The sequence below is a fragment of the Dyella sp. SYSU CM1112 genome, assembly GCF_058216415.1.
Genome location: NZ_JBZEGI010000019.1, coordinates 1 through 23,242, shown reverse-complemented (window position 1 = coordinate 23,242; position 23,242 = coordinate 1). Strand labels below are relative to the sequence as shown.

Annotated in this window: 21 protein-coding genes; 3 read left to right on the top strand and 18 right to left on the bottom strand. The window is 59.3% G+C overall.

Annotation, left to right across the window (positions count from 1 at the left end):
- Window positions 1-109: 109 nt before the first annotated feature.
- The 17 genes from AC4HNJ_RS19655 to AC4HNJ_RS19575 all read right to left on the bottom strand — a co-directional run bounded on the left by AC4HNJ_RS19655 (window position 110) and on the right by AC4HNJ_RS19575 (window position 17,127).
- On the bottom strand, window positions 110-1,546 hold the full coding sequence (locus AC4HNJ_RS19655; RefSeq protein ID WP_490481307.1) for a hypothetical protein: 1,437 nt from the start codon (window positions 1,544-1,546) through the stop codon (window positions 110-112).
- Window positions 1,547-1,597: 51 nt separating this feature from the next.
- The gene (locus AC4HNJ_RS19650) at window positions 1,598-2,179 is read right to left on the bottom strand and encodes an acetate uptake transporter (RefSeq protein WP_490481306.1); all 582 of its coding nucleotides are present in this window, start codon (window positions 2,177-2,179) and stop codon (window positions 1,598-1,600) included.
- A gap of 524 nt (window positions 2,180-2,703) precedes the next feature.
- A complete protein-coding gene (locus tag AC4HNJ_RS19645; RefSeq protein WP_490481305.1) occupies window positions 2,704-3,414 on the bottom strand; it encodes a DUF2968 domain-containing protein in 711 nt (236 codons plus the stop codon).
- Window positions 3,415-3,443: 29 nt separating this feature from the next.
- Window positions 3,444-5,498 carry a TadG family pilus assembly protein gene (locus AC4HNJ_RS19640; protein ID WP_490481304.1) on the bottom strand — a complete coding sequence of 685 codons (2,055 nt, stop codon included), beginning with the start codon at window positions 5,496-5,498 and terminating at the stop codon, window positions 3,444-3,446.
- Window positions 5,499-5,567: 69 nt separating this feature from the next.
- A complete protein-coding gene (locus AC4HNJ_RS19635; protein ID WP_490481303.1) occupies window positions 5,568-5,891 on the bottom strand; it encodes a DUF3613 domain-containing protein in 324 nt (107 codons plus the stop codon).
- Window positions 5,888-6,709, bottom strand: coding sequence for a tetratricopeptide repeat protein (locus AC4HNJ_RS19630; protein ID WP_490481302.1), 822 nt, complete (start codon window positions 6,707-6,709; stop codon window positions 5,888-5,890). The genes AC4HNJ_RS19635 and AC4HNJ_RS19630 overlap by 4 nt, the downstream gene beginning before the upstream one ends.
- Window positions 6,710-6,711: 2 nt before the next feature.
- A complete protein-coding gene (locus AC4HNJ_RS19625) occupies window positions 6,712-7,665 on the bottom strand; it encodes a type II secretion system F family protein (protein WP_490481301.1) in 954 nt (317 codons plus the stop codon).
- On the bottom strand, window positions 7,662-8,588 hold the full coding sequence (locus AC4HNJ_RS19620) for a type II secretion system F family protein (protein WP_490481300.1): 927 nt from the start codon (window positions 8,586-8,588) through the stop codon (window positions 7,662-7,664). Before AC4HNJ_RS19620 ends, AC4HNJ_RS19625 begins: the two co-directional genes overlap by 4 nt.
- A complete protein-coding gene (locus tag AC4HNJ_RS19615) occupies window positions 8,585-9,931 on the bottom strand; it encodes a TadA family conjugal transfer-associated ATPase (protein ID WP_490481299.1) in 1,347 nt (448 codons plus the stop codon). Before AC4HNJ_RS19615 ends, AC4HNJ_RS19620 begins: the two co-directional genes overlap by 4 nt.
- Window positions 9,916-11,190: a P-loop NTPase family protein gene (locus AC4HNJ_RS19610; RefSeq protein ID WP_490481298.1), complete on the bottom strand. Its 1,275-nt coding sequence runs from the start codon at window positions 11,188-11,190 to the stop codon at window positions 9,916-9,918. Before AC4HNJ_RS19610 ends, AC4HNJ_RS19615 begins: the two co-directional genes overlap by 16 nt.
- 10 nt (window positions 11,191-11,200) lie before the next feature.
- Window positions 11,201-12,568, bottom strand: coding sequence for a type II and III secretion system protein family protein (locus AC4HNJ_RS19605; protein ID WP_490481297.1), 1,368 nt, complete (start codon window positions 12,566-12,568; stop codon window positions 11,201-11,203).
- On the bottom strand, window positions 12,565-13,581 hold the full coding sequence (gene cpaB / locus AC4HNJ_RS19600; protein WP_490481296.1) for a Flp pilus assembly protein CpaB: 1,017 nt from the start codon (window positions 13,579-13,581) through the stop codon (window positions 12,565-12,567). Before cpaB ends, AC4HNJ_RS19605 begins: the two co-directional genes overlap by 4 nt.
- 34 nt (window positions 13,582-13,615) lie before the next feature.
- On the bottom strand, window positions 13,616-14,137 hold the full coding sequence (locus tag AC4HNJ_RS19595) for a TadE/TadG family type IV pilus assembly protein (RefSeq protein ID WP_490481295.1): 522 nt from the start codon (window positions 14,135-14,137) through the stop codon (window positions 13,616-13,618).
- A 10-nt stretch (window positions 14,138-14,147) separates the two neighbouring features.
- Entirely contained in the window at window positions 14,148-14,657 is a 510-nt protein-coding gene (locus tag AC4HNJ_RS19590; protein ID WP_490481294.1) for an A24 family peptidase, read from the bottom strand.
- Between the two features lie 149 nt (window positions 14,658-14,806).
- Window positions 14,807-14,992: a Flp family type IVb pilin gene (locus AC4HNJ_RS19585; protein WP_490481293.1), complete on the bottom strand. Its 186-nt coding sequence runs from the start codon at window positions 14,990-14,992 to the stop codon at window positions 14,807-14,809.
- A 410-nt stretch (window positions 14,993-15,402) separates the two neighbouring features.
- A complete protein-coding gene (locus AC4HNJ_RS19580) occupies window positions 15,403-16,029 on the bottom strand; it encodes a nucleotidyltransferase family protein (RefSeq protein WP_490481292.1) in 627 nt (208 codons plus the stop codon).
- 3 nt (window positions 16,030-16,032) lie between these two features.
- Complete coding sequence (locus tag AC4HNJ_RS19575) at window positions 16,033-17,127, bottom strand: XdhC family protein (protein WP_490481291.1); 1,095 nt, start codon at window positions 17,125-17,127, stop codon at window positions 16,033-16,035.
- A gap of 277 nt (window positions 17,128-17,404) precedes the next feature.
- Between AC4HNJ_RS19575 and AC4HNJ_RS19570 the strand changes: the two genes are divergently transcribed.
- From AC4HNJ_RS19570 to AC4HNJ_RS19560, 3 genes are read left to right on the top strand one after another with little or no spacing between them, the layout of a single operon-like run.
- On the top strand, window positions 17,405-17,908 hold the full coding sequence (locus tag AC4HNJ_RS19570) for a (2Fe-2S)-binding protein (RefSeq protein WP_490481290.1): 504 nt from the start codon (window positions 17,405-17,407) through the stop codon (window positions 17,906-17,908).
- Window positions 17,905-20,193 carry a xanthine dehydrogenase family protein molybdopterin-binding subunit gene (locus tag AC4HNJ_RS19565; RefSeq protein ID WP_490481289.1) on the top strand — a complete coding sequence of 763 codons (2,289 nt, stop codon included), beginning with the start codon at window positions 17,905-17,907 and terminating at the stop codon, window positions 20,191-20,193. The genes AC4HNJ_RS19570 and AC4HNJ_RS19565 overlap by 4 nt, the downstream gene beginning before the upstream one ends.
- Entirely contained in the window at window positions 20,190-21,494 is a 1,305-nt protein-coding gene (locus AC4HNJ_RS19560; RefSeq protein ID WP_490481288.1) for a c-type cytochrome, read from the top strand. The genes AC4HNJ_RS19565 and AC4HNJ_RS19560 overlap by 4 nt, the downstream gene beginning before the upstream one ends.
- Before the next feature lie 462 nt (window positions 21,495-21,956).
- Here AC4HNJ_RS19560 and AC4HNJ_RS19555 read toward each other — a convergent pair whose 3' ends face one another.
- Complete coding sequence (locus AC4HNJ_RS19555) at window positions 21,957-22,943, bottom strand: YncE family protein (RefSeq protein ID WP_490481287.1); 987 nt, start codon at window positions 22,941-22,943, stop codon at window positions 21,957-21,959.
- Window positions 22,944-23,242: the final 299 nt, after the last annotated feature.

The window sequence follows — 23,242 nt, the reverse complement described above, 5'->3', positions numbered from 1 at the left end:
TGTTTGCCCTGTTGGCGTGGCTGGCGCTGGGAGCTGTTTGGGCCAATAGGGTAACAGGCTCTGGATAAGCCTCCCCTCGCCGAGCAAGGGGAGGCCGTTGCTGCACATATCAGAATTTGTACATGGCGCTGAGGTTGACCTGATTGCCGCTGGTCGTGGTGCGATTCTCGCCATTTGTCGTGCTGTTGAGAATGGCGTGGATCCATTCCAGCGCGAACGCGAAGTCACCCACGGTGTATTGCACGTTCGCCGCCATCTGGCGGTTCTTCAGCAGGCCGGTTGAGCCATGGTCAAGCCACAAAATCACATCGTTGGAATTCGGCTTGCTCATGGAATAGAACACGTTGGCGCTCCAGTTCGGCGTGAACTTGTAGCCGCCCGAAACGTAACCACCTTTATCCCGGATGTCCGCGAATTGCGAAAGGCCGCCGAAGATCTGCGGAATGCCCCGGCCGGTATAAAGCACGCTCTTGAAAACCCACGGCCCTGGTGTCCATTGTCCGCCGACTTCATAGGCGTCGCTGGCGAACTGACGCTTGATCGGTGTCGGCTCCGTGCCGCCTACGCCGCTCAGGTTGATCTGGCTGTAGTGGGCGGCCGCGAACAGCATCCATTGCTTGGGCATTTCGATATGCAGCTTTGCTTCCAGCTGTGGACGGAATCCGGCATTCCCTGCGCTGACGTAATTGATCGGGCTGCCGGGACCGTTCCAGGTTCCCTCGAAAGCACCTAGATCAAGACGCCACTGCGGGCCGCTGGAACCGTGATTGAGATCCTGCGAATACACGATGCCGGGGAAACGCCAGCCGATGATGCCCGTGCCGTAGCCCAGCGGGAAGGCGATGTGACTGAGTGAATCGGGCAAATCGTCAAGCGGGAAAATCAGGTCCCATTGCTGGCCGATCTTGATCGTGCTGCCTGTCACCGGATTGTCCAGCACCATGTAGGCCTGACGCAGGCGAGGCAGTGGCTGCTCTTGTGAATAGCCGCCGGTACCGTTGTTGCCGCCGAAGAAATCCATTTCCAGATGTGCGCCGCCGGTCCAGTTACCTGCGATCTTCGCGCCGGTCAGGTCGAACCAGAAGCGTGTATTGCGTACATCCACGCCGCTGAGGTTGCCGGTGCTTCCTGGAATGGGATATTCGGCGTTCTGGCCATTGCCGAAGGTGAAGCTCCTGTTCTGGCTGAAAGCAGTGGCATCGATGAAGCCGTGGAACGCGACCGAAAGCCCCGGTGCACTGCTGAAAACCGGCTTGGCCGGCGCCGCAGCCACCACGCTCTGCACTTGGTTCTGTACTTGCGCCTGGGCTTGTTGGGTTTGCTGGATCTGCGCTTGCTGCGCCGTCTGCTGATTCTCCAGTTGCGAGAGGGCGGCATGTAGCTGCTGCAGGTCTTGCTGTTGTTGATTGAGCTGCTGTTGCTGCTTCTCGACCAGCGTCTTCAATGCTTTGATTTGCGCATCGCGGCTGTCGGATTGCGCGAAAGCGGGAGCAGTCATGGTAAGGCCCAATGCTGTCAGGGCCAGGAAAAGGGCATGTCGTTTCATGGAATGGTCCCTTCTTTGTGGAGTTGTTGTCGTCACGTGGGATGTACGCATTCACCTTGCGGGATTCGGCGCCCCGACGGGCAAGACGATCCGCTTGTGCGCTTCATTGATGACTTCTGCCGCCGACAGATAGAACGCGAACAGCGCGGTGATGAGGCCGGTATAACCGCCTGCCATATGCAAGCTGCCCATCCCGGTCCATTCGCCTGCCGCCAGCAGAAAGAAGGTGATCCACAAAGCGAGGAAAATAAGCTGCAGCGCGCGTGCCGCCCGCAATGTGCCGACCCACATGTAGAACGTAAAGACTCCCCACATGAACAGGTACCAGCCGACGAATGCACCCGGCACCTTGTCATGCAGAAACAACACAAACAGTGCAAACGACCACCAGAAAGCACCGTAGCTTACGAAGGCCGTTGCGCCGAACGTATTCCCCCGCGGCAACTCCATGATCCCGGCGATGATTTGCGCCGTTCCGCCATACGCCATGGCAACGGCAAGCACCATGTTCATGGCGTCGCCGTTAAACCAGCCTGCATTGATCATGCTGAGCAACCACGTCGTTAATGCAAAACCCGCCAATCCCAGCGGCGCGGGATTGGAAAAGCGGGCAATCGCCTGTTCATCACTCATTGCAGTAACTCCCCTAAAAAGAAATGGACGGAGTGCGTACTCCGAGTTGTCTGCAGCGTGTAGCACCCTGATATGCATTCGATGCGCGATAGCGCACCTGTTTATCGCCTTGCGGTTGCCAGCCGCGGGTGGCGGGGTCGTGAGAGAAAGTGCTGGTGTGTTAGAGCCCGGCGAGAGCGAAAGACGGCGGGGGAACATCCTCTCGGCCATAACGCAGGCCTACCGTCGTCAAAGCTCTTTCCCAGTTCGGCATGAATCCCTCCCTTTTAGAAGCCCGAGATAGTCAAGCTGCTTTAGCCAACCCATGGCTTGATCTGCATCAGCTACGCGATGTACCACCGTGCATTGCGTGTTGCGATGCCGCAATGCTGCCTGTGGTCAGAGCGGCGCTAACAGGCGAACTTTACTCAAATATGACAGAAATAATAGCTATGGCAGCGACAAATCGACAAAACCCCTACATTCAGGCATGAAGACACCGATAACCATTGCGGATGAGCGTCTTCCACGAATAGGCAAAATGCTCAATTGGCAGGCGCTGCCGCCGTAGCAGTAGAGGTCGCCGGGGCAGGGGACTCTGAGTTTTGCACCGAAGATGGCATGACCAAGTCCGGATTGGAGGCTTGCTGTTCCAGTGCATGAATCCGTTCCTTCACCGCATCCAGCTCACTGTTGGATGCGTGAAGTTGCGACTCCAGCGATGAGCTTTGCTGCTCGGCTTGCTGCTGTTGTGCCGCAACCTGCTGGCTTTGCTGCCGTTGATATTCGGCATCCCGCTCCAAGTTCTGCAGGTGCTGCTGATTCGCGGCCACCAAACGGTCCGTGTACTGCTTGGTTGCCTGCAAGCGCAGCGTGTCGATGTCCACCTTTGCCAATTGCTCGGTTTGCGTCACGAACGTGTGGTAGATGTTCTCGGCATCGTCGTAAGAGTCACTGCGGATCACTCGCCAGAAATCCTTGCCGTGGAACAGGGCGACGTAATAAGAAAGCTTGTCGGGCTGGAACAGGAGGCTTGCACCGTAGCTGCTGTTATACGTGGTGCGCAGCTCCGTGAGTTGATGGCTTTGGATCAGCTCATGAAAGTCATCCATCGCGCTGCCGGGTAGTTGAACCGGCTGCGCATTCGGTACCGGCGGTGGGGTATCCGTAGCGGATGCCAGCGCGCACGTGAACATCGTCGCCATCATCGTGAGCAGGCAGCGGTACCGGCGGCTGCAGCGATTGGTTGCACTCATGCATGTTGTTCCTGATAGTGACTAAGGGATCAATACACCAGTTGCACGCGGTGGCATTGCAGCGACTGCATATTGACCGTGTTCTCGCCCAGTTCCAATCCGAGCGTATGGGTCAGCACCGGGCTGAGTACGTTCGAGCCGATATCGTCCAGCGGTTGCTGAAGCGCTTGCAGCAGGAAACTCATCAAGCCGACGAATGCGCCAGAACTGGCTCCATTACCGCTCGGCAAGGCACTGCTGATGACGCTTATGCATGCGTTTGAACTTCCCGCCGCGCACCCAACGTCGCCGAGCAATTGGGATAGGTCGCCTGTGACACTGTTAAGCAGGCTGCTCACGCTGCTAAGCAACCCTGGCACATTCAACTGGACCGTATTGCCAAGCAGATCCAGCATGTCCGTCGTGACGTTGCCGAGCACGCCCTGGAAGCCCTGTGATGCGGTCTGGATCTGATCCAAGGCTTGCTGCGTACGTTGCAGGTAGGTACTGCTGGGGTTGGTGGCGTTCCACAGATCGGTAGCGATCTGCGTGGCTGTTTGCGATGAATTGGCTGGCGGCTGGGTGGCGGCATTGGCAAACAGTGCCGTCGTCAGCGCACTCACCAGATTGTTGACGCTGGTGCCGATGTCCAACGGATTGCCGCCGGCCGGGATGACTGCGCTTTCTCCGGCAGCCAGGGTGCCACTACCGCTGGCAGGCAGCGCATTTGTCACGATCGACGTATTGAGGCTCGCCAGATCAACGTTGCCGAGAGACAACTCAAACAATTGCTGCGGTGTGCTGGCGCCCGGAATCTTGTCGCAGCCCAGTGCAGTGGAAAACGCTCCCGCCTGCGTGATGTTTCCCACGCACATTTTCAACACGGAAGCGTTTACGGCGATCGTCGCTTCGGGCTGGCCGTTGCTGTCGGTGGTGTTGCAAAGATCGGTTAGCGTGGCCTGTGCGTTGACCAGGTCGATGGCAATCGGCAGATTGAGAGAGAGCGTGATCAGGCCGCCGAGTAGCGAGACGGGGCCGTTTGGCGTCGTGATATCGATAAAGGTGCGGATCTGCGCCGTATAAGCGGTGGTGCCTATCCCGCCGACACCGATCGACGGCGGTTCGATCACGCTGGTTGACGCGTTGACCGTAATGCCGAGCGGCGTGCTTAACGTGATGGGCGATCCATAAATGGCATGCCCCGTGGTCGCCACGCCGATCGCCGCATTCAGAAGCTGGAGCGCATTGACCTGCGTATTCAGTGCGGCTTGCGCGGCAGCATCCGGTCCCACGATCTGGGCGAACAGGCCGCTGGGATTGCTCGTGGCCGAACCCAGCGTCACGTTCAAGGGCATATTACCCACGGCAGCAGTGATGGCGTTGACCAGTGTGAGATTGGCGCTGGTCAACTGTTGCTGGCCGCCCACCGTCACGATGGCGTTGAGCACATTGATCAAGGGTTGGACCTGCGCCTGCGCCGCGAGCAGGGTATTGAGATCGCCCACGGAGATATTTGCAGGAACATCCACTCCCAATTGTTTCAACAGACCTGAGGGCGTAATCGTCACATTGGCCAGCCCTTGGTAGCCGACCAGGGAGGTGCCATTGAGATTGAGCCCGATGCTTTGCAGGAACTGCGGCAGCGTGGCTGCGCCATTGACGTTCAACAAGGTCGTGCCGATCGAAAACGCCGCCACGGGCGATGCCTGGGTGGCAACCGCCTCCGTCGATACATTGGGCAGCGAACCGGCCAGGCCGAGAAACGGCGTAACCGGACGCGATGCGATGACCTTGACGGCATTCGGAGCCGTGCCCGCCGCAGTGGTGGAAAAATGATCCACTGTGCCGCCATTGGCAGTCGGATCCCAGGTGCCGCATGAAATGGCAAGCGTGCCCTGAAAGCGATTTTCGGTCGTCGCATTGCCACGCGCTGCCGAATTGTCGGCATTGTCTGCACTGCAATCCTGGAGCTGTTGCGCGCCAGCGAGCGATGCCAGGTCGGCAGTCTTTTGCGTATCGCGCTTGGCCCAATACAGATAGCCGATCTCCACCAGTCCCAGCATGCCGATCAGCGCGATCAACACCAGCATCATGTTGACTGCCATGGAACCGCTCTGGCGTAGCTTTGAACGGCGATAGCTTGGTTGTCGGCGGAATAGGGCGTGCATGGCTGTCTACCGTCCGCTGTTGTCCATCTTGTCGACGGGCGTTTCGTAAAATTCGGGAATGGGATGTTCGAAACTTTTCAGGTATCGGCGATAGCTTGCGCTTGCTTCGTCGCCCAGCATGGGCAATGACGTTCCCGCTGCGTGGCCGCTTGCCTGCAGCTGCAGCAAATAGCGCGTGGTATCGCCTATCTGTCTGGTCTGATCCGGCGGTTGCGTAACGGAGGCTGGTTCAGCGGGTGGCGGCAAAGCGCGCGATGTTTGTTGCGCCATAGCCGTTCCCGTCACGATCATGCATAAAACAACGATGCCGATAGCAATGCGCGGAGTCATGGATGAGCCTCACTGGAGGAAGAGCTGCTCAGGCGACCGAGCAAGGGAGAGGGAATACCGGATGAAGGGACAGTCGGTGTCGGTTCGATGCCGGACGATGATGCCGTCGCCTGATCGCCAGCCTTCGACTGCATGCGCAGATTCAGTGCAAGGCGGCGCACGGCATCGCGAGTTTCCTTTGGCAGGTTCGCGCGCTGCATGATGGCTTCCGACTCCGACGCGTTGCCATTCAATGAGGCCCACAGGGCGAGATTGGCGATGACCTTGGCGTTCGTCGGATCGAGTTCGGCCGCTTCGGCGAGCGGCTCGTGTGCAGCGGCGATGTGGCCTGCCACAAGCCGCGCGTAGCCCAGGTCACTTAAATAGGTCACATTGATCGGCTCCAGCTGAGTGGCTTTAAACAGATCCTTTTCGGCTTCTTCGTATTGTTTGTCGCTCGCAGCAATCAGGCCGAGTCCATGCCATGCAGGCGCTGCCTGTGGCCCACGCAGCATCGCTTGATAGATTTGTCTAGCCGCCGCCTTCTGGCCGGTTTCGCGCAGCGCGTCGGCCTGTAGGCGCTGCAGTTGCGGGGGATTGCCGTAATGCAAACGGAATGCATCGATATGTGCCAACGAAGCGTAGTAGGCACCTTGCTGTTGCATCTGGCGGATGAGATCCAGATACATCGCTTTGTTATCGGTAGCGGGTTTGGATGGGTCCGCCAGGCTTGGTATCTGGTTATGGCCTGGATAGCCGCTGCGTACCGCGCCGCACGCTTGCAGCAGTAGACTGCATGCCCACACGGCGCCCACGCCCACCCATGTGGCTCTAGGCATGGTCAATGTCCCCTCAGCCGGGCCATGGTGCCAATCAGGGAAATTACCGCCGGTCCAGCCAGCACTAGCATCAAGGCCGGAAGAAGGGTGAGCATCATGACCAGCGTCATTTTTACCGAGAGCTTGCCGGTCTTTTCTTTCATGCGCGCCTTGCGTTGCTCGCGCACTCGCTCGGCGAACTGGCGCAAGGGTTCTTGCACAGCACCACCGTGCTCATGAACCTGCACGATTATCTGCACTACGCTTTGCAGATCCTGGTTATCGAACGCTTCGGCCAGGCGATGCAATGACTGTGCGCGTGAACGGCCATGTGCATACACGATATTGGCGTCATGAATCTCGCGCCCGATGACCGGCAACACGGTGCGGAAACGTTCGTCGATGATCTGCAGGCTCTGATCCATGCTGATGCCCACGCCTTGCAATAGGCGCAACAAGTCGATCAGCAAGGGCAGTTCTTCATCCGCTTGCTTTCTCAGCCGGGCGGCCCAGGTGCTCAATACCAGCTTGGGCAGCAGCAATCCGGCTGCAAACACAGCCAGTGCATTGAGCAATAGCCGTGCGCCCGCGGAAGGTAGCCAGGGCAGAAAGACGATGGGCAGTGCGACCGCAAGCGCGAGCCGCAAGCCGATATATAAGGCGCGCCCGGTCGGCGTATTGCGATTGGCCTGGTCCAGCAGCAGTCGATCTTCGGAGGCAAGCAGCCATGTGCCCAGCCGGCCGTTTTCGAAGCGCTTGCCCAGTAATTCCAACGCATGCAACCCGCGTTGCCGCCAGTTGCGCCGCACCTTGGCATCCGCTGCGGTACCACGTTCTGCACTGGCTTTCTGCAAAGCACGATCAAGCACCTGCGATACCTGTTCGGCATGACGTGCTTGCTGCAAAACAGTCAAGCCAAAGAGCACGATGCCAAGGGCCAGCAAAATCGCGGCGATGACCAGCATTGGCGTGCTCATAGCGACCTCGCCAGCCGATACAGCAGAAAGGCGCCGCTCAGTTCGAGTCCGAGCGCCAGCAGCAGCACTTTATGACCCAGCGGCTGCGTGAACATGGGGTTGAAGAAAGCCGGATTAGCCAAGGTCATGAATGCCCCCACAGCCAGCGGTAGCAAACCGATCACCCACGCGGACAGGCGCGTTTCGGCGGTCACGGCTTTCAGTTCCTGGCGAGCCTGGCCGAGGTCGCGCATGAAATCGCTCATGCGTTGCAGGATCTGATCGGAGCGGCCGCCCATGCGCATGCCGATGCCCAGCACGACATGCAGCAATTCGAGTTCTTCTACGCGATAAGGATGCGACGCCGTCTGCAGCGCGCGATCGAGATCCATGCCGGCGCGTACCCCCTGCATGGCCTGCTCAAGCACACTGCGCAAAGGCGGTTGAACGGAGGGCAGGATGGCTTGAAACGCCATCGGCAAGCTGTTGCCGATGTGCGACATGCGAACCAGGCCATCGAGAAAATCGGGTAGCTGATGAGTGAGCTGTTTGCGCAGTCTTTCTATGCGCCCACGCAGCCACAGCCACACTGATGCCCCGTACAGCGCCAGCAGCACAGGCGTCACCCACAGGTTGCCGACGCGCCACCAGCCGATGAGCACGACGACGATGGCCCCCACCGATAGCGCTGCGAACATGCGCCAACCGGTGGGCAAGCCGGCGCGCAGAAAAAAGACATCGGACGGCAACTCGTCATGGGCCGTCGAGGGTGTCGACGCCATGGATAAAGCGGGGCGGCCAGTGTCCGTGGTCGCGGAGAGACTCTGCTCGATATGGGCCAGACTGCGGCGCGATTGCCTGCGCGCATCGGCGCCCCACCACAGTTCGACTGCGCCGGCCAGCATCAGCAGGGCGAGGCTTATCAGTGCAAGCGCCTGGATCATGGACCACCGCCTGCTTCGCGCAAGAATTGTCGGTACGGCTCCAGCTTGGATGTGTGCGGATGGAAGCCCAATCCACGCCAGACATCGCGCTCGACACCCCGTGCATCGACCGATGTTTCGTGCCGATACATTTCCTGGGTCGTCACCACTTCTTCGCCGGTGCCGATCACTTCGGTAACCGAGCTGATGACGCGCCGGCCATTACCGAGCCGTGCGATCTGGATGATGAAGTCGATGGCGCTGGCAATCTGTCGACGCAAGCTGCCCTGATTGCCTTGAAAGCCCGCAAAGCCGCATAGCATTTCCAATCGATACAGGGCATCGCGTGGCGAGTTGGCGTGGATAGTGGACATCGAGCCATCGTGGCCGGTGTTCATGGCCTGCAGCATTTCCAACACTTCCGCGCCGCGGACTTCGCCTACCACGATGCGGTCGGGTCGCATGCGCAGGCTGTTGCGCACCAGGTCGCGTATGCTCACGGCGCCTTCGCCGTCGAAGCCGCCCATGCGGCTTTCCAGCCGCACCACGTGGGGATGGTTGAGTGACAGTTCGGCCGTGTCTTCCACCGTGATCACCCGCTCGGTGAGCGGGATGAAACTGGCCAATGCATTCAAGAGCGATGTCTTGCCGGAACTGGTGCCACCTGATATCACGATGTTGCATCGGCCCATGACCGCTGCCTGCAGCAGGGCACGGATGGGACCATCGAACATGTTCCGCGCCAGCAGATCGTCCGGCGTAAACGGATCCTTGCGGAATTTCCGGATGGAAACGCAGGGGCCGCATACCGACAGCGGTTCAATGATCGCATTCAAGCGACCGCCATCGGGCAATCGGGCGTCGACCATGGGATTGGACTCGTCGAGCCTGCGTCCGAGCGGCACCAGAAAACGGCGCACGATGCGCAGCAGATGACGATTGTCGGTAAAGCGTGCCTTGTCATGCTCCAGCACACCTCGACGTGACACGTAGACATCTTTGTAGCCGTTGATCAGGATGTCTTCCACGTCTGCATCTTGCAAAAGATCATCGATGGGGCCGAAGCCCGTCAGCTCCTTCACCAGTGCCGACGAGACCTTGTGCATTTCGGTTTCGTTGATAGGAATCCGCCATTCGTGGATGAATGTGGCGGTTTCGATTTCGGTGTATTTGCTGATCGTGTCCAGCGACCAGGTGGTGATGTCCAGATGCTGTTCTTCGATCCTGTTGAGCAGGAATTCATGCGCACCCGAGAGGATGTCGTGGAATTGCTGGGTTTGCTCGAAGGGCGTGTTGCCTCGTTCGTCGGATGCGGCCAGCCGCATCGTGAGAAGATCGATGTCTGGCTTCATGATGTCGTCCATGGATGGCCCCCCTTGCCGTGCAACCAGCGGCGCCATCGAGGCATGTCGGAGGTACCTTTGATGTCGCTACGCCATTTCCCTAGCAGGGGCGCCAGGGCGCGTACATAGGCATCCCGCGGTGCCGATTCATGCAGCAATAATCCCTGGTTGGCGCTACTGCGCAAACTGCGTCCGCGGTCTGGTAGTACCGCCAGCAAAGGCAGGCTGAAACGCGCCGCCATGTGCTCGGCGGTAATACCGCATGCTTCGTCGTAACGATTGATGATCAGCGACAGCCTTCCGTCGCGTAGGCGGCGCTGCCCGAGATGCCGCAGGCATGCGTCCAGCGACACCATCGACGCGATGCCTTGTTCGGCCACCAGCCAGATTTCATCGGCAAGTTCCAACAGGCTCGTAGGAATGTGTTGAGGCGATACCCCGCCAACGTCGCACAAAACCAGTTCGAACCAGCCGCGCATGCGTTCAATCAGCGGTCTCGCATCGGCGATGTCGAGCGGCAGATCCTGAGCTTGCGAAAGGACGGTGAGCCCGCTGGCGTGATGCGGAAATGCCGAACGTATCAGCGTGCCGTCGATGCGTGCTGCATGGCGCAGGGCATCCTGGACATGGAAATCGCTCTTGGCGCCGAGATAGAGCGAGGCATCGCCGCTCGGCATACCCATGTCCAGCAGCAGCGTATGAGCGTTTGCGTCACCCGATGCATTCGCCGCTTGGCGTGGCATCGACAGCGCACCGAGATGCGCTGCCAATGTGCTGGTGCCGACACCTGCCCGCACACCGAGCAGCAACACGAGCTGGGCTGCCTTTCGTGTGACGCTCGCGGGAGCGGGGTGCGAGGATTCCGTCTGCTTCAGGGCCTGATCGAGCGAGTGACGAATATCCTCGTCCGTCGCATCCATATCGATAAAACCGCGTACACCGGCGCGCCATGCGGCGAGCACACTTGCCGCACGATCGGTGGTGGTGGAGCCCACGCCGAGCAACGGCAGATCTGGCGCGAGCGCGCCTAACTGATGAGCCAGGGCGGTGGAGGCATCGGCGGTGTCACCGGCATAGTCCAGCAATACCAGTTGATAATCGTTCTGCCGTTGCCCCCATCGTTCCGGTGAGAATCGGCCGCTGTCTTCCCATTGCACGCTTGCAAGATGACGCAGCCGCGCGGAAAGGCGATGTGCCCGCTGCTCGTCCGGTGAGTAGAACAGCAACTTCACATTGAGCTCCAGCTTGCCAAAGGGGAGGATCGAAGCGACTGCCTGCATAGCGCGCCCCTTAACGAGAAAAGCCCGGCAACGGATCGCTGCCTGCCGGGTTGAGCAGAAAAGCACCCCACACGGGCGTGGCTTTTTCCTGTTCCCGTTCGCCGGGAAGCGGCAATTTCACGCCGCGCGCAAGAGCATGCACGAGGTGTGGGGTCACCATGATCACCAGCTCTTTGTCCTGTCTGCTGTACTGCATGTCGCGAAAAAACGCGCCTATGATGGGGATGTCGCCAAGCAGGGGCATTTTGTTGATCTGACTGGTGATGTCCTGGCTGACCAGCCCGCCAATGACAAAGGTCTCGCCGTCGGCAAGTTCCACGGTGGTATCGGCGCGCCGGGTGGTAATCGCGGGCACCGAGATACCGCTGATGACAATCTGGTTGGTGTAATCCAGTTCACTCGCTTCCGGCGCCACTTTCAGTGCTATGCGATCGGGCGCCAACACGGTGGGTGTGAGGGTCAGGCCGACACCGTACGGCTTGTATACGATGGCCACCGTGCCCAAGCCCTGCGGTTCGGGTATCGGCAATTCGCCGCCGGCAAGAAAGCTCGCGCTTTGGCCGGAAAGCGCTACCAGGGTCGGCTCAGCCAGCACACGCGCCAGACCGTCGCTCTGCAACATGCTCAGATCACTGAACAAGTTGTGCGTGGCGGAATTGAAGATTAGGTTGAAAGCCGAAGAAATCGGCTGCGTGGCATTGAACGTAACACCGCCGATTTGCGAACTTGCGCTGCTGTTACTGGTTGCCTGCGTACCGACCTCCACCGAATTCAGCGCAGTAGGCGCGAAGGTGCCGAACGTAAAGCTGTGGTTGTTGTTGCTCTTGACCAGATTGAGTCCCAGCTCGCTCATCGCCGTTTTGTCGAATTCCACGACCTTGACATCGACTTGCACGACGGCGCCGCTATCGATCTTCGACAGGTCGGTGATCGATGTTTTAGCGTCCGCGACCGATACCCCTTGCAGCACCTGCTGGTGGTCGAGAAGGCTTGGCGTGTGGCCACGGAGCAGAACGGTGTCGTCTTGCTGCTCGGCCTGCATGCCGGTGCCGCTTTCGAGTTGCGACTGCAGGGCGCTGCGCACGGTTATCGTTATACGTAGAGGTTGTGAGCGACCGCGTTGCCATAGCAGCAGTACCGTTTGTCCGACTTGCTTGCCTACCAATAACGCTTGGTGGTTTTGCTTGAGCGTGATGATGTCCGCCACGTGAGGATCAGCAATCGCAATGCGTTCCGCGTCCGGTGGAATCGTCCACGGCAGCTGTTCGTGTGTCTGCAGCGTCAGGGCCTGGGTGGCGGTGGCCATGACTGCACTTGCCGTGCTCACGGACAGAGCAGCCAGCAACAACGTGGCGAAACAGGCGGAGCGCATATTCATGGAGAGCGAATCCCGGTGGTCTGCAAGCCGGTGCTGACCTGCGTGCCGCGAATGATTTCCAGCGTGGGCGATGGCTCGGCGCGGTGCGGTTCGTGACGCGGTGTTTCGATATCGCCGGCAAGGCCTGCACCGTCGACGCCGGCATAGGCAGCGTTATCCGGTGAGGCAAGCGATTGGCGCTGCGCTGGTGAAAGCGAGGCCACGGCCGACAACACGCTTGGGGGCCGTGGAAAGAGGTGTTGATCCGGCGTGCTTGTATCGGCCGGATGACGAAGCGCGAGCGTAAGCTTGCCGTTTTGTATGCCAAGCAGCAGACGATCCACGTCGCTCACCGGTACCGCCAACACGGCCGTACGTGCTGGCTGGTCTTCGGTAGTGGGGCGGGAGCTTTTTTGTTCGGCATCGGCTGAGCTGGCCTGACTTGATGGAGTCATGGGAATGGGAAGATTCCGGTCGCCATATGCCAGGACGCGCAGGCGCGAAAGCAACAGGCGGGTCTGGCTGCGGTCACGGTGGATCCCAGGTTCGGCAACCTGCGGGTTTTTCAGGCTGAGAAACACATCGACGTAGTCACCCGGCAGCACGCGATTGCCGACACCGGCAACCTCATCGACAGGTATGGCGACGGCCCGCTCTCCCGCTTTCAGCCGCACCGACATGCCATGCGCGAGCAAGGAGCGTGTGATCGCCGTTCCGGTGGGAATGCCTACCAGCGCCATTTGATCAGCCACCGCATCGATGCTGGTGAAACTTCCCTTCGGCGGTTGCGCTTGGTGGATGAGGCGCAGGGATGAGGAGGGGATGGGTTGGTCGGCTGGCAGCGTCTGTGCGGCGACCACTACCGCCGTTTCGGAGGCGGTGTCCGCATGCGGCGTTACGGTTGCGTGCGGTGCCGCTGGCGAGGAGGCTTGCTGCGGCGTGACATGACGGCGCGCGAGCCCGAACGCCGCAAGCGCAAGCAGAAACGCCAGCACGACGAGTGCAATTGCCAGAATTCGCGTGAGCTTCTGCATCGACGGCATCTCCATGGCGCGACGTGGATTCTTCTTAGTCACCCGTCAGGTCGAGTTGCACCGTGGCGGAACTGCTCATGATCGTTCCCAGCAGCCAGCCGTACACAGTGGTGGTGCCAGGGATAAAGGGATGGGCGTCGTAGTTGTAAGACGCAACGACAGTGACGCAACTCATGGCTGGCGTGCTCGGGCACGAAGCCGGAGCAGAGACGGCAATGGGTGAATACGACGAAGCACCCGGCGCAGGCGGGTTGGCGCAATCCGGCGTATCACCCGAAAACCGCAATAACCATTGCATCGACTCCTGCGCTGCATTGCAGGCATCAGTGGCGCGTTGCGCAGTGCTGCCGTAATGCAGCGAAGCGCGTGCACCTTCCGCCGCGGCCAAGGTTAGTGTTTGTTGGGCGGCGAAAATCAGCACGCCGGAAAAGGTCAGCAACATCAATGGCAGGAAGCCGAACAGAAACACCAGGGCAAACTCAATAGCTACCACGCCGCGTTGATGACGCGAGTTGAATCGACGGCATCGCGGGCCAAAAAAATAGCGCTTATGCATCGCCTTCACCTCACCATCGAGCCAGTTGCGGATCGAACAGCACGGCCAGCGCACCGGCTGCCAGGCAGGCGGCGTAGGGCGTGCCGCGCTTTGTCCCGGGTACGTCGAAGACGCCTCGCGCTTTACCTGGATCGCCAGCGGGCGCAACACGACGCATACGCCAGCGGTGCAGCAAAACGCTCATTGCATGCATGCCGGCGAGCATGCTGCCAATGATCCATATCGGCAATAACGCCTTGGCGCCGAGCAGAAAACCCAGCACTGCAAAAAACTTCACATCACCGGCACCCATCCAATGGATGGCATAGAAAGGCAACAAGGAGGTAAGGCCGATCGTCAGGCCTAATAGCGACTGCCAGGGTGGAGCTATCTCGCCCGTTACCCATAGCAAACCAAGCAGTACTGTTCCTGCCAAGAGAGCGCTCAGCAGCCATGTGTTCGGAACGCGGTGAGCGCGCAAGTCGCTAACCGCTATGCATACACAAAGTAGTGTAGTTAATATAAGTAATAGGGCTGGCATTGCCGAGTCCTTCGATCGACCATTTATTCCCGTGGATACATAAGAAATCAAATGCGCCAAGGATTGCGCGCAAAAATTGGCTCATAACAACTAACGAGAACGCTGTGTAGCGCTCATCCATCAAAACCAGTTATCTCGATAGAGCAATATTAAGTTTGCCCCGCCGCGTTAGTAACCGCAGTCGTCAACTGGGTCATAAGCGTTCCGTAAAGCAGTTTCAGTTGAGGATAAAAAGCTGCGACCAAGGCAGCTGCGACAAGACAGGCCAAAATGCCGTATTCCAACGCTGTAATGCCTTCTTCGTCAACCAGAAACTGGCGAATTGCTGCGTTCATGGAGACCCCCTGGGCGCTATGCCCTTGCGTTACTCATCACTTGGACAAGACACTCGAATCACATACGCACTGACCGCAGGTCCGCGAAACGCTTTGCGCGGACTGGCCCTTGCCAGGCCCTTGGCAAATCCGGTGAGCCGGCTTCGCCAATTTACGGATATTGGAAGTTATTTAATGAAATTCCCCGCAATTTGATGCTAGTCACGCCTTTGTATAAGTCACGTGAAGATTGAATGGGCAGCGCCAAGCATTTGCTTAATCATTATTTAGAACCCGCTTGCGGGACTTTCGCAAGGTTTAAAGCCTGGCGCTTCCGCGATTCGGCCGAGGTTTTTAGCGCACCGGCATGACGATAATCATAGGGTTTCGCGGCGAAGCGGCTGCGCATGCGGCGCATGTCTTCGGGCGATTTATGGTTGCCCGATGTCCGTCGAACGCGATCGCAGCATCAGCTGCACGCGCTGCAGATCGTCCTGCGTATCGACATCGATCGCTTCGGGCGAAGCGAACCATTCCACGCGGGAATGGTGCTGTTTCAGCAGGGTTCGTGCGCCTTGCGGGCCAGAAAGCGCCATCAGCGATTTGAAGCTATCACAGGGAAATAGCGTGGGTGGTCCGGTGATCTCACCTTGGCGTGTCGACAGAATGCGATCCGGCGCCTGGATGTGGCGATCCAGCATCGCACGAAACGTCGCGGTTTCCAGCAACGGCTGGTCCGCCAGGCATACCAGCGCAGCGGAAGCGTGTGGAAACATGCGTGCCAGTTCGCGCACGCCGGTTGCCAGCGACTCACCCATGCCAAGCTGCCACGTGTCGCAACGAACGATGCTCAATGGCAGATCGTCCAATGCTGCTTCCACCTCGTCGGCATAAGCACCTGTTACCACGATAACCGGCATATCCAGTTCGAGCAGCGTATGTGCGACGCGGCGAACCATCGGCTCTCCTGCCAGTTCCACCAGCTGCTTGGCGCCGCCGAAACGACGACCTTCGCCGGCTGCGAGCAATACGATGACGGGTGAACTGCGCGGTTCCATGGTCTAGGAATGAATCGCGCCGTCGTTATCGCGAAGGTGGCCACCGTTGCGTCGATTGATCACGGCCATGATTTCGGCGGCAATCGCCAGTGCGATTTCTTCGGGGGTTTCCGAGCCGATGTCCAAGCCTGCCGGCGCATGCACGTGCAGGCCGTCCAGCGAGGGATCGTGCCGCATGCGTGCCACGCGTTCGCGTGACCCCAGCGCGCCGATGTAGGCAACCGGCGCATCTTTCAATGCGCCGAGGTAAGCGATGTCCTGTTCCAGATTGTGCGTCATGACCACCACTGAGCTGTGCGCGTCCAAGACCAGTGCTTCGCGCAAATGCCCTGGCTCGGCACAGACCGTCAACAATCCAGCCGGCAGGTCCGCGGCGCGAAGACGCGCAGGGTCATGATCGACCAAGGTAGTGCGCCATCCCAGTGCGCTGGCCAGTGGCAATAGGGCGCGTGCGGCCGCACTGCTACCGATCACCGTGAGTGCATGCGGAGGTGCGACGGTTTCCACCAATACATCTGCCACGCCTTTCACCGTTGGCAGGCCCAAGGTATGCACTCGGCGCAGGGATACCTTCGGAATGCCGGAAACGATGGCTTGTACCAGTGATGCATCGCCTATGGCGTCATACAGCATGTCGCCACCGTTCCACACCACGCGGCGCGGCATCATAGGGATATCGTTGACGGCGAACAGGGTGGCCATGTGGATGGTGCGCCGCGTGTCGAGACAATGCGATAGCGTGTCAATGAAATCGGTGTCGTGCACGGCGAGCAGCGGCTCGATCAGCACCTCCAGTTCGCCACCGCATCCCATTTCCATCAGCACGTCCAGGCCGGACTCGGCGTTATAGCGAACCAGGCGCGGCTCGCCGCTGGTCATCACTTCCAGCGCGCGCATCACGATGTCGCGCTGCGGGCAGCCACCGGAAAGTTCGCATACGACCTGGCCGTCAGCCAACACCAACATGCGCGTGCCGGGGCGCCGGAAGGTGGAGCCGCGCGTGCGCGTAAGCGTGGCGAGCGCGGCCTTGGGCGAGGCCTCGTGGTGCAAACCGCGGAGTGCCGCGATCAGGGTACTTAGCTCGTGTGCTGAATTCATGCTGCGATATGAGAGAAGAAGGGAAACGTCATCGGATGGACGTGATGGTGTCAGGTATATATCGCTCAATGCCAGAATGCGATGATGCTAAATGCGCGGCTCGGTCTATCGTGCAAGCTTGCCGGTGGATCGTGCCAGATGCGCAAGCGTCGTTATACGGGTTTTTTACGGGTCATTTGTTGTGATAACCGCTTAGGCCTGCGTGCATGAATGCGCGAGCCGGCAAAGCCGGTATTCCAGGGGTGCACGCGTCTGGTGACGCAGTACGGAGGCTCTCATGTTGTCCTTGTCGGTGAACGGTCAGTCGTATCCGGTCGATGTGCCTGACGACATGCCGCTGTTGTGGGTGCTGCGCGACGTCATCGGGCTCACCGGTACCAAGTTCGGCTGCGGCATTGCGCAATGCGGTGCGTGCACCGTGCATCTGGACGGTCAGGCGGTGCGTTCCTGCGTGCTGCCGGTAGGCGCCATCGGCAATCGGGCTATCACCACTATCGAAGCCGTGGGCAACACGCCGAGCGGGCAGAAGATCCAGCAAGCCTGGCTGGATGTGGATGTCGTGCAGTGTGGTTATTGCCAGTCCGGCCAGATCATGTCGGCGACGGCGCTGTTGCAGCGCACGCCCAATCCCTCCGATGCGGATATCGATGCGGCGATGGCCGGCAATATCTGCCGTTGCGGCACCTATGTGCGGATTCGTGCGGCCATCAAGCAGGCCGCCACCGGCAAGGCGGAGATCCTGCAGACCCTCGTCAACACACCGGAGGGCACGGCGACATGAGCAGCTTGTTCGAGCATCCGCAAAAGGCATCGGAACCGGTCGAGGACGAGAGCGTCGATCTTCACCGCCGGCGTGCACTGCAAACAGGTGGATTGGCCATTGCCTTCCTGTGGCTGGGCGGCACCGGCGCGGCATCCGCGATGATCAATGCCCGCCGGCAAGCAGGCGATGCGGCGGCCGCCCTGGCCGACGGCAACCCGCCATTCGCGCCGAACGCTTTTATCCGCATCGACACCAAGGGGCCGGTGCGGCTGGTGATGCCGACCGTGGAGATGGGACAGGGCATCTACACCGGCTGCAGCATGCTGCTGGCAGAAGAACTCGGCGTCGGCCTGGACCAGATCGTGGTGGAGCACTCGCCACCCAGCGATGAGCTTTACGGCATTCCGGCCCTGGGCGGGCAGATTACCGGTGGCTCCACCAGCACGCGCGCCACGTGGCAGGTCTTGCGCGAAGCCGGTGCGGTGGCACGCAGCATGCTGGTCAGCGCAGCGGCGACACGCTGGCACGTGGATCCTTCCACCTGTACGGTGGATCGCGGCGTGGTCCATCACGCTGCCTCCGGTCGCAGCCTGCCATTTGGCGAACTGGCTGTCGCTGCGGGCAAATTGCCCATGCCCGACAAGGTGCAACTCACTGATCCGAAGGATTTCAAGCTGATCGGCAAGCCGATGCGGCGCGTCGACTCGCCTGACAAAATCAAGGGCGCCACCCAATTCGGTATTGATGCACGCGTCCCCGGCATGAAGATCGCTACCGTCATGGCGTGCCCCACGTTCAACGGCAAGCTCGCTGCGCTGGACGACAAAGCAGCTCGCGCGGTTCCCGGCGTGGTGGACGTGCTTCGCCTGGATAATGCCGTTGCCGTGGTGGGCGAACACTTCTGGGCAGCCAGGAAAGGTCTGGATGCTTTGAACATCACCTGGGATCGCGGCGAAAACGCGCATCTCACTACACAGCAGCTGCGTGATGCGCTGGCTGACAGTGCGCGTAATGGCAAATCCATCGTGGCGCGCGACGATGGCGAACGCCCGCAGGGCACCGTGGTGCAGTCCGAATATCAGTCGCCGATGCTGGCGCACGCGACCATGGAGCCGCTGAACTGTACGGTGCACGTGACCGGCGACGGCTGCGAAATATGGACCGGCACGCAGGTACCGATGCGGGCAGCGGAGCAGGCGGCCAAGATCACCGGCCTGCCCGAGGACAAGATCATCCTGCACAACCAATATCTCGGCGGCGGTTTCGGTCGGCGCCTGGAAACCGACTGGGTGGAGCAAGCCGTTGCCCTGGCCAAGCAGGTGCCTTATCCGCTGAAGGTGGTGTGGACGCGTGAAGAAGACATTCGTCACGACCGCGTGCGGCCGATGTACCACGACATCATTTCGGCGGTGCTCGATGCGAACGGAAGTCCGCTCTGGTACGGCTATCGCACCAGCGGCGGTTCCGTGCTGGCGCGCTTTGCGCCGGGTGCCATGGGCAAGGATGGCATGGACAGCGATGCGGTCGAATGCGTGGCTGAGCTGCCGTACGACATTCCCAAAGGCAAGGTGGAGTGGATTCGCCATAACATGCCGCCTGGCTTGGTGGTTGGCTGGTGGCGTGGCGTCGGTCCCACGCACAACCTGTTTGTGGTGGAAAGCTTCATGGATGAGCTGGCGCATCATGCCGGCAAGGATCCGGTCGAATACCGGCGTGCCTTGCTGCAGAAAAATCCGCGTGCGCTGGGCGTGCTGAACCTTGCCGCCGAGAAAATCGGCTGGGGCAATGAGCCATTGCCGGCACGCGTGGGGCGTGGCGTTGCTTTAGGCGAGCCTTTCGGCAGTCACGTATGCGCGATGATGGAAGTGGAAGTCACCCCGCAGGGCGAAGTGCGTCTGCGTCGCGCCGTGGTGGCGATCGATTGCGGCATTGCTGTCAACACCAGTTCCATCGAAGCACAGGTGCAGGGCGGCATGCTGTTCGGCCTGAGTGCCGCGATGTATAGCGGCATCACCATCAAGGACGGCGCGATCGAGCAGAGCAATTTCAACAATTACCGCAACCTGCGCATCAACGAAGTGCCCGTCGTCGAAGTTCACCGGGTGATCAATGCGGAACCGCCTGGTGGCCTGGGCGAAGTAGGCACTGCGATTGCTGCACCCGCCTTGGCCAATGCCATTTTCGCGGCGACCGGCGTGCGTCTGTATCAATTGCCGGTCGACCGTGACCGGCTGGTGCAAAGTCCGGACGCACTCAAGTCGGTGGTATCGGCTTCCATGGCTGCGAAGGGGGACATCGCATGATCCGCTTCCTGCTCGTCGTCGTGATCCTGCTATTGCTCGGTACGGGTGCGTATTTTTATTTGAATCGCGCCGACACCTCCGATGGCACGTCTCCTGCCGTCGTGGGCGCCCCGCCTTCGGCGGCTGTGCTTGCACGCGGTGAATACCTCACCAAGGCCGCCGATTGCACGGCTTGCCACACCGTACCCGGCTCCGGCAAAGCGTTTGCAGGCGGCGTACCGTTCCGTTTGCCGTTCGGCACCATCTACTCCTCCAACATTACGGCTGACGAAGCCACCGGTATCGGCAGCTGGAGCGACGATGATTTCGTGCGTGCCGTGCGCCAGGGCATTCGCAAGGATGGGAAACATCTCTATCCGGCGTTTCCCTATACCTCCTATACGCAACTGAGCCGTGGCGACGTGCTGGCAATCAAGGCTTATCTTTTCAGCCTGGCCAAGGTGTCGCAGCAGAACAAAGCGAACGCGCTTTCTTTCCCCTACAACCAGCGTTGGGCGGTGGGCTTCTGGAATGCTTTGTTCTTCAAGAGCCAACGTTTCCAGCCTGATTCATCGCAATCGCCACAATGGAACAGCGGCAAATACCTCGCCGTAGCGCTAGGCCACTGCGCTGAGTGCCACACACCGCGCAATGTTGCGTTCGGGTTGAAGCACGGCGACGAACTGGCAGGCCAGGAACTGCAAGGCTGGCGTGCCTACAACATCACCTCCGATCCGGTGCACGGTATCGGTGCATGGAGCGACAGCGATATCGCCAGTTATCTCTCTACTGGGCACGCTGACGGCCGCGGCTCCGCTGCCGGCCCCATGGCGGAAGCGGTGGAAGACAGCCTGCGTTTTCTCAACCCGGCTGACACCAACGCGCTCGTCACTTATCTACGCAGCGTGCCTGCGCGCACCGGTAATGACCCGATCACCATCGACGCTCATCCTGCGCCGGTGCTGGCTTCCAACGCCGCGGCACCGGGCGGCGATATGCACGCGGATCAACAAGGGTTGAAACTGTTCGAAGGCGCTTGCGCAAGTTGCCACCAATGGAACGGAAAAGGACAGCAGACGCCGTATGCATCCCTGCTCGGGACGCGTGGCGTGAACGATGTGCATGGCACGAATGTCACGCAGATTCTGCTGCATGGCTCCAGCCTGCGTTCCGCCGGAGACACCACGTTCATGCCCGGATTCGGCGATGCCTACTCCAATACCGAGATTGCTGAGCTGACCAACTACGTGATCGGCCACTTCGGCGACAAGCAGGGCACCGTAACGCCGGAGGATGTCGCAGAGCGGCGTAAGCAGCTTTGAGGATAGCGGTCCTGATTGATAGGCGCGTGCTCAGGTCATCGATACATCATGGCCTTGCGCGACAGCCGTCGCTCGATGATGAATGGTCGGAAGCTTGTTTGGTGTCCACGGTTGCCTTATCCCATGCTGCTTAACCAGCAGAGCGATTCGTGCTTTCAGGTATGGGAGTACACGCGATCCCAATGATCTCTAACTTTATGGATGCATGATGGGCTGATGGGATGAGGTGAGTCGACTGCGTAGAACGCAATACCGTTGAGCTGCTGCAAATCGTTGCCACGAATAATCCGGGGCAACCGACATTGCCAGTCACTTCGAAGCGGATGGTGGCGTGGCGCGCTGAAACGAGCCCCGCACTGCCGATGGGGCGCGTAGTGGATGAAGGGACTGATGGTTAACAGCCCCGTGCTTCATCGCCGATAACGCTAGGCGCGTTCTATTCGATACTTGTTTAAGCGGTTCTCAAGCCGACATAAGCTTGAAATGAGGGACGACAGTTACCCCTGTGGTCGTGACATAGGCATTGCCGAGGCGGTCGAAGGCGATGCAAGTGGGCAGGCCAGGCATCGGGATACTGTGAAGCAGTGTGTCATTAATGGTGTCTACGACTTGGATGAACTGTGCTGTCCCATCTGACGACGTGCCGGCAAAGCAAGCCCTTGGAGACACTTTGCTGCATGCCATCTGGGCGAATCGGCCGCTTTCCCTGATCGTTTTTATTTTTCTATTCTGGGCTATATCGACGATATCGATGCCATCGTCGTTACCGACAAAAAGCTTGGTGTTATCGAAACTAACGTCGAAGCTTGTGACACTGTCGAATAAGTCCTGAACCAAATCTTTTTCTTTGCCGGCGACCAAGTCGACACGTGACACATGGCTGTTGGGTACGGGAGATGCAAAAGGCAGGCCCCCGCAATACGCGTAGGCACCATCGTTGGTCACGGCGACCCACTCGGCGAATACACTCAACGGGATGGGCACGACCTTAGGGGTCGCTGATGTAGGCTGCTCGTCAATGACTAACAATTGGTTGCCATTTGGCACATAGCATTTTTTCCCATCGGGTGAGAATGCCATTTTCGATATGGTATTGAGAATAGGGAGATAGCTAACGGTAGAGGACTTATTGTCTTTTGTATCGACGGATTCCACGAAGTGAACATTGGCGTCGACCGTGACATACGCTTTGTGTTCCGTCGGGCTGCATGCCATAAACGATGAAAGCCACACGTCTTGTGCTGGAGGAATCAATGGGATATCTGACTGACGGGAATACCTAATGGTCCCATTCTTCAGATACTCCATCGCATACACCACCACCATTTTTCCGCTTGCTACGAATAATTTCGAATCGACTTTGCTAATAGCTACGCCGAACGGGTTGATGCCCGCTGGAAGCGTGGCGATCGTATTCGCTAGAACCACGCCGGACGGCTCATTAGGCATCACAACTCTCCTTTGTTGGACATGGAAATACATCGCGTCATTGATCTAGCTGATGTATTCACTGGGCAATGCAACGTTGGCAGTGCTATCCCGGCAAGGCGAATGTCATTGGATGGTGGATATGCACCAGGTTTGTGATCTTATAAGTTATAAGTACGCGTCCATAGGGCGCGTGCGGGGTATAGGTGGAAAATCGATGTTTAAGGAGCCTCTGAACAAATCGAAATGGACAGCCAAACATCTTTCGCCGCACTGAATCCGGGAAATCGAATGCGCTCTTGTGGGACAAGCTTCCCGAA

Excerpts from the sequence above, each read along its gene's own strand:
- AC4HNJ_RS19655 (WP_490481307.1), bottom strand. The coding sequence starts at position 1,546 with ATGAAACGACATGCCCTTTTCCTGGCCCTGACAGCATTGGGCCTTACC.
- AC4HNJ_RS19650 (WP_490481306.1), bottom strand. The coding sequence starts at position 2,179 with ATGAGTGATGAACAGGCGATTGCCCGCTTTTCCAATCCCGCGCCGCTG.
- AC4HNJ_RS19645 (WP_490481305.1), bottom strand. The coding sequence starts at position 3,414 with ATGAGTGCAACCAATCGCTGCAGCCGCCGGTACCGCTGCCTGCTCACG.
- AC4HNJ_RS19640 (WP_490481304.1), bottom strand. The coding sequence starts at position 5,498 with ATGGCAGTCAACATGATGCTGGTGTTGATCGCGCTGATCGGCATGCTG.
- AC4HNJ_RS19635 (WP_490481303.1), bottom strand. The coding sequence starts at position 5,891 with ATGACTCCGCGCATTGCTATCGGCATCGTTGTTTTATGCATGATCGTG.
- AC4HNJ_RS19630 (WP_490481302.1), bottom strand. The coding sequence starts at position 6,709 with ATGCCTAGAGCCACATGGGTGGGCGTGGGCGCCGTGTGGGCATGCAGT.
- AC4HNJ_RS19625 (WP_490481301.1), bottom strand. The coding sequence starts at position 7,665 with ATGAGCACGCCAATGCTGGTCATCGCCGCGATTTTGCTGGCCCTTGGC.
- AC4HNJ_RS19620 (WP_490481300.1), bottom strand. The coding sequence starts at position 8,588 with ATGATCCAGGCGCTTGCACTGATAAGCCTCGCCCTGCTGATGCTGGCC.
- AC4HNJ_RS19615 (WP_490481299.1), bottom strand. The coding sequence starts at position 9,931 with ATGGACGACATCATGAAGCCAGACATCGATCTTCTCACGATGCGGCTG.
- AC4HNJ_RS19610 (WP_490481298.1), bottom strand. The coding sequence starts at position 11,190 with ATGCAGGCAGTCGCTTCGATCCTCCCCTTTGGCAAGCTGGAGCTCAAT.
- AC4HNJ_RS19605 (WP_490481297.1), bottom strand. The coding sequence starts at position 12,568 with ATGAATATGCGCTCCGCCTGTTTCGCCACGTTGTTGCTGGCTGCTCTG.
- cpaB (WP_490481296.1), bottom strand. The coding sequence starts at position 13,581 with ATGCAGAAGCTCACGCGAATTCTGGCAATTGCACTCGTCGTGCTGGCG.
- AC4HNJ_RS19595 (WP_490481295.1), bottom strand. The coding sequence starts at position 14,137 with ATGCATAAGCGCTATTTTTTTGGCCCGCGATGCCGTCGATTCAACTCG.
- AC4HNJ_RS19590 (WP_490481294.1), bottom strand. The coding sequence starts at position 14,657 with ATGCCAGCCCTATTACTTATATTAACTACACTACTTTGTGTATGCATA.
- AC4HNJ_RS19585 (WP_490481293.1), bottom strand. The coding sequence starts at position 14,992 with ATGAACGCAGCAATTCGCCAGTTTCTGGTTGACGAAGAAGGCATTACA.
- AC4HNJ_RS19580 (WP_490481292.1), bottom strand. The coding sequence starts at position 16,029 with ATGGAACCGCGCAGTTCACCCGTCATCGTATTGCTCGCAGCCGGCGAA.
- AC4HNJ_RS19575 (WP_490481291.1), bottom strand. The coding sequence starts at position 17,127 with ATGAATTCAGCACACGAGCTAAGTACCCTGATCGCGGCACTCCGCGGT.
- AC4HNJ_RS19570 (WP_490481290.1), top strand. The coding sequence starts at position 17,405 with ATGTTGTCCTTGTCGGTGAACGGTCAGTCGTATCCGGTCGATGTGCCT.
- AC4HNJ_RS19565 (WP_490481289.1), top strand. The coding sequence starts at position 17,905 with ATGAGCAGCTTGTTCGAGCATCCGCAAAAGGCATCGGAACCGGTCGAG.
- AC4HNJ_RS19560 (WP_490481288.1), top strand. The coding sequence starts at position 20,190 with ATGATCCGCTTCCTGCTCGTCGTCGTGATCCTGCTATTGCTCGGTACG.
- AC4HNJ_RS19555 (WP_490481287.1), bottom strand. The coding sequence starts at position 22,943 with ATGCCTAATGAGCCGTCCGGCGTGGTTCTAGCGAATACGATCGCCACG.